Genomic DNA, 4,668 nt, shown 5'->3' with positions numbered 1-4,668 from the left:
TAGAGGGGTAGAGGGGGGCGGGGCGCCTGATTTTCTGGGTCCTCCCCGAGGGCCGCCCCTACACGGGGCATCAAACCCGCGGAATCTCTGCAGCTGAGAATTTTGCAGTGATGTCCGTCTTTTCAAAAGGGTAGTTATGGGCAGGGCAGTCAGCAAGGCCGACTTGAGCGAGATCGTCGGCCGCGATGAACGCACCCTGACACGATGGCAGAACGACGGCATGCCGGTGACCGAGTTTGGCCTGGGTCGGGGTAACGAAAACCAATACGACACCGAAGCCGTGATCCAGTGGCTGATGCATCAGGCGTCGCTCAACGGCAAAAAAGAATCTTCTCGTGACCGTCTTGACCGGATCCGCGCTGACCGCGAAGAACTCGCGATGGCCAAGGACCTTGGCGAAGTGGTCATTGCTGCTGATCTGGTCGAGCGCTTCGAAGCGATGATCACGGCCGCCAAAGTGGAGCTGCTCAACGCTTTCCCCGACACGCTGGCCGCTGAACTCTCGGCGCGCTATGACGTTGAAGTGGACGAGCTACTTATTCGCGAGCCCATTGAGGCCATCCTGAGGAGGCTCTCTGACTATGACAAGGATGATGCCGCCTCAGATGGATATTCTGACGAATCGGACTATTCGCAGAGTCTTGAAGAAGACGGCGACTAAGGCGCTGCGCGGCGCTTGTCGCAAATGGGCACCGCCGCCTCGCATGAGCATTATTGAGTGGGCTGACAAGTACCGCTGGCTCGCACCGGAAGAGGCTGCACGCCCCGGCAAATATCGCTTTGATGTAACCCCGCACCTGATCTGGCCGGGCGGGCCGCTTGAAGCGTTGGATGATCCCGCCGTCAGTGAAATCGTTGGCCGTAAGTCGGCGCAGGTGGCTTGGACATCTGGCGTTTTGGGGAACGCCCTGGGCAAATGGATCGACATCGACCCATCACCGATTTTGGTGTTGTTTCCCAAGGCCGAAGCGGCCAAGCAATACGTCGGCGAAAAGCTCGAACCGATGATCGAGGCCACGCCACGGCTTCGCAAGAAGGTCGATCTGCGTAGTCGCAAGCTACAGCAGCGACAGGACTTCAAACGCTTCCCAGGCGGTTTCCTGAAAATGGTGGGGTCCAACAGCCCGGCCAGTGTGAAGTCCACGCCGGTGCCACGAGTGGCCATTGAAGAGCCGGACGATTGCAACCTCAACCTGCGCGGTCAGGGCGACAGTATCAAACTGGCGAAGGAGCGACTGAAAACGTTCCGTCGCTCGAAGATCATCATCGGCGGCACGCCGACCATCAAAGGCTTGTCGGCCATTGATGCGGAGCTGGAACTGTCCGACAAGCGTGTGGGCCTTGTACCGTGTCATGAGTGTGGACAAGAACACGCGTTGAGCTTCGACAACCTGCACTGCGACGAGGATCCGCAATACCTGCACGAGGTATACGGCAAGAAACGGCCGGAAAAGACGTTCTACTCGTGCCCACACTGTGGCGCAATTTGGGACGATAACCAGAAGAACGCCAATCTCAAGCATGGGCGCTGGTCGGCGACAGCCGAGTTTCGTGGCATTGCGGGTTACATCCTCAATGAGCTCTACGCGACATTTTGGGGATCACGCTTTGCGGTACTCATGGAGAAAAAACTCCAGGCTGAACACGCGGCGGCGCAGGGCAACATCGGCCCGATGATTGCCTTCGTCAACAGTTCCAAAGGTGAAAGCTACGAGTACCAGAGCGATGCACCGAAGACTGATGAGCTGGAAAAGCGTGCCGAGCCTTACGCTGAGCTGACCGCGCCCAAAGGTGTGCTGCTGATCACCGTTGGCGTGGACGTACAAGGCGATCGCCTTGCTCTGACAATCATCGGTTGGGGTCGAGGCGAAGAGTCGTGGCGATTGTACTGGGGTGAACTTCACGGCAACCCCATCGATCCGCATGACGCCGTTTGGCAGGAACTGGATCGGGTTATTTCCCAACCCATACCGCTCGAAAGCGGTGCGCAACTGGCTGTATCCGCAGTCAGCATCGACAGCTCCGACGGCAACACCAGTGATGCGGTTTATACCTATGTGCGGGATCGTCAGCGCTACAACGTGATGGCGATCAAAGGCGCTTCTATCGACAGTCGCGACAAGGAAATCTTTACCAGGCCCCCACAGTCGGTGGACACCTCACAGGACAACACCAAGGCGGCAAAATACGGCCTGCGGGTCCATATCGTCGGCACGCACAAAGCGAAAACGCTTATTGATGGCCGGCTACGCCTCAAAGGTGCCGGTCCCGGCCGCATGCATTGGTACAGCGAGATACGCTCGGATTACTACGAGCAACTGACCAATGAAGTCCTGGCTCCGCACCCACGGATCCCCAGCAAAATGGTTTGGCAGAAAAAGGCTGGTCGCCGCAACGAAGCGCTGGACTGCGAGGTGTATGCCTTGCACGCCGCTCGCAGCCTGAAAACTCACCTGTTACGCGATCATGAATGGGACCAGCTGGAGCAGCAACTGCTGCAGCCAACCCTGTTCAGTACCGAACAACCGGTCGCACCGGTACCGCGCCGAGCTGTCGCTCGCGGGCGGGGCACCCGCAGTCGCGCGGGCTACTAAGGAAACACATATGACAGACGCACAACAGCGCCTTGAGGAAGTCCGGGCGGCGATTTCTGACGTCCTGAAAAAAGGCCAGCGCCTGCGCCGTGCGGATCGCGAGCTCTATCGCGCTGAACTCGACAGCTTGCGTCTTCTGGAGCAGCAGTACGCCAAAGAAGTCGCACTGGAACAGGCTCAACAACAGGGACGTGGCCGCAACCGCGTCTCCTACATGAAGATCTGACTATGGGATTTTTTCGAAAAGACCCGGCCGAGCTGCTGATGCGCGAGGCCATCAAGCTCGCCAAGTCGGCAAGCGAGTCCAGGCCTATCGTCGCCCAAGGCGGCGGGGGCGGTGTGGAAACGCGGTGGCGTGGAGCTTCCCGGATTCTGCGCAGCATGGCCAGCTGGATTCCCGGTCTCGGCAGTCCGCGTCGGGATCTTGATCAAAACGAGCGACGAATGCTGGTAGCTCGCTCGCGAGACGCCATGCGCAACCACCTGATCGCCCGTGCGGCGATCACGCGCTTGCGCACCAATGTTGTAGGAACCGGGTTGGTGTGCCGGTCACAGGTTGATCATGACGCGCTTGGTCTTGACGAACTGCAGGCCGATGCAATCAACGCTCAGCTTGATCGTCTGTGGTCGTTGTACGCCGATGACCCTCGCGAATGCGATGCCGAAGCGACACTGAACCACTACCAATTGCAGGCGCTGGTACTGATTTCATCCATGGTGGGCGGTGATGTGCTGGTTGCCAGTCCTGATGATGAGCGGCCTGGTTGCATCTTCAGCACGCGGTTGCAGCTGATTGAATCTGACCGTGTCTGTAATCCAGGCGGGCAACTGGATGGCGCAAACCTTGTGGACGGCGTCGAATTCGACCAGTTGGGTGCGCCGCAGGCGTATCACGTTTGCACCGGATACCCCAACGAGTTCACAGCAGGCCAATCGCTTAAATGGGAGCGCCTGCCAGCGTTTGGTACGGCCACTGGCCGACGGCGCGTCATGCATGTCATGGCCGACAAAGAACGTCCAGGGCAGAAACGTGGAGCGCCTTACCTGGCGCCAGTGCTGGAACCATTGCAGAAACTGGAGCGCTACAGCAGCGCCGAACTGATGGCGGCGGTGATCTCGGCGATGTTCACCGTGTTCATCAAGAAGAACAGCGACTTTCAGGTTGGAAATCTGCCGCTGACGGCCTTGGCCAACGAAAGCGACATTGCCAGTGGCGATAGCAGCGGCGATGGCGATCTTGCCTTGGGTGAGGGCGCTATTGTCGATCTGGGGCAGGGCGAAGAACCCGTAATCGCCAACCCCGCGCGACCCAATGCGCAGTTCGATCCGTTTTTTACCGCCGTCGTCAAGGAAATCGGCGCCGCACTGGAGCAGCCGATGGAGGAGCTGTTGCTGCATTACAGCAGCAGCTACAGCGCAGCCCGCGCAGCGATGTTGCAGGCGTGGCGCTTTTACAGCCTGCGCCGCTGGTGGTTGATCTGTGACTTTTGCCAGCCCAGTCGGGAATTGCTGATTGATGAGGCGGTGGCCCGTGGACTGATCCAGTTGCCGGGTTATGCGGACCCGGCCAAACGCAAAGCGTATTGCCAAGCAATATGGATCGGTCCGGCTCGTGGCGCTATCGATGAACTGAAGGAGGCCAACGCCGCCGGCAAGCGCATCGAAATTGGCGTCAGCAACGAAACGCTGGAAACCGCCGCAATGACTGGTGAGCCGTGGCAACAGGTGTATCGCCAGCGCGTGCGCGAAGTCACTCAGCGGCGCAACGATGGCCTGCACGTTTTACCCAAAGGACGGGAGCAGGAAGCGCATCCGTCCGCTAACCCCATTGAGGAATAACCATGCCTCGTGCATTCGAGCTGGCTGCATCGCAGCCGTGGCTGATGCTGCCTGGCGCCCTGGATAACTTACTGACCATTGCAGACCGCATGGGCGATCCGGCGGCGCTGGAAAATCGTACTGGCATGCGACTGGATAACAGCCGCACGGTCAGCGTACGCAATGGTGTGGCGATTATCCCGGTCGTCGGTCCGGTGTTTCGCTATGCCAACCTTTTCACCGAAATCAGCGGTGC

At 59.1% G+C, this 4,668-nt stretch carries 4 protein-coding genes and 1 pseudogene; all 5 read left to right on the top strand.

The window, feature by feature from the left end:
- Positions 1-136: 136 nt before the first annotated feature.
- A complete protein-coding gene (locus tag AUC60_RS23140) occupies positions 137-661 on the top strand; it encodes a terminase small subunit (RefSeq protein WP_087273254.1) in 525 nt (174 codons plus the stop codon).
- Between the two features lie 43 nt (positions 662-704).
- Positions 705-2,594 carry a phage terminase large subunit family protein gene (locus tag AUC60_RS23135; RefSeq protein WP_087273395.1) on the top strand — a complete coding sequence of 630 codons (1,890 nt, stop codon included), beginning with the start codon at positions 705-707 and terminating at the stop codon, positions 2,592-2,594.
- Positions 2,595-2,604: 10 nt separating this feature from the next.
- Positions 2,605-2,820 carry a hypothetical protein gene (locus AUC60_RS23130; RefSeq protein WP_087273252.1) on the top strand — a complete coding sequence of 72 codons (216 nt, stop codon included), beginning with the start codon at positions 2,605-2,607 and terminating at the stop codon, positions 2,818-2,820.
- A 2-nt stretch (positions 2,821-2,822) separates the two neighbouring features.
- Positions 2,823-4,433 carry a phage portal protein gene (locus tag AUC60_RS23125; RefSeq protein ID WP_087273250.1) on the top strand — a complete coding sequence of 537 codons (1,611 nt, stop codon included), beginning with the start codon at positions 2,823-2,825 and terminating at the stop codon, positions 4,431-4,433.
- A 2-nt stretch (positions 4,434-4,435) separates the two neighbouring features.
- Positions 4,436-4,668, top strand: a pseudogene (locus AUC60_RS23120) (S49 family peptidase); the annotation flags it as partial.

Source organism: Pseudomonas caspiana, assembly GCF_002158995.1.
Taxonomy (GTDB): Bacteria; Pseudomonadota; Gammaproteobacteria; order Pseudomonadales; family Pseudomonadaceae; genus Aquipseudomonas; species Aquipseudomonas caspiana.
This window is presented reverse-complemented; position numbering and strand designations above follow the sequence as displayed.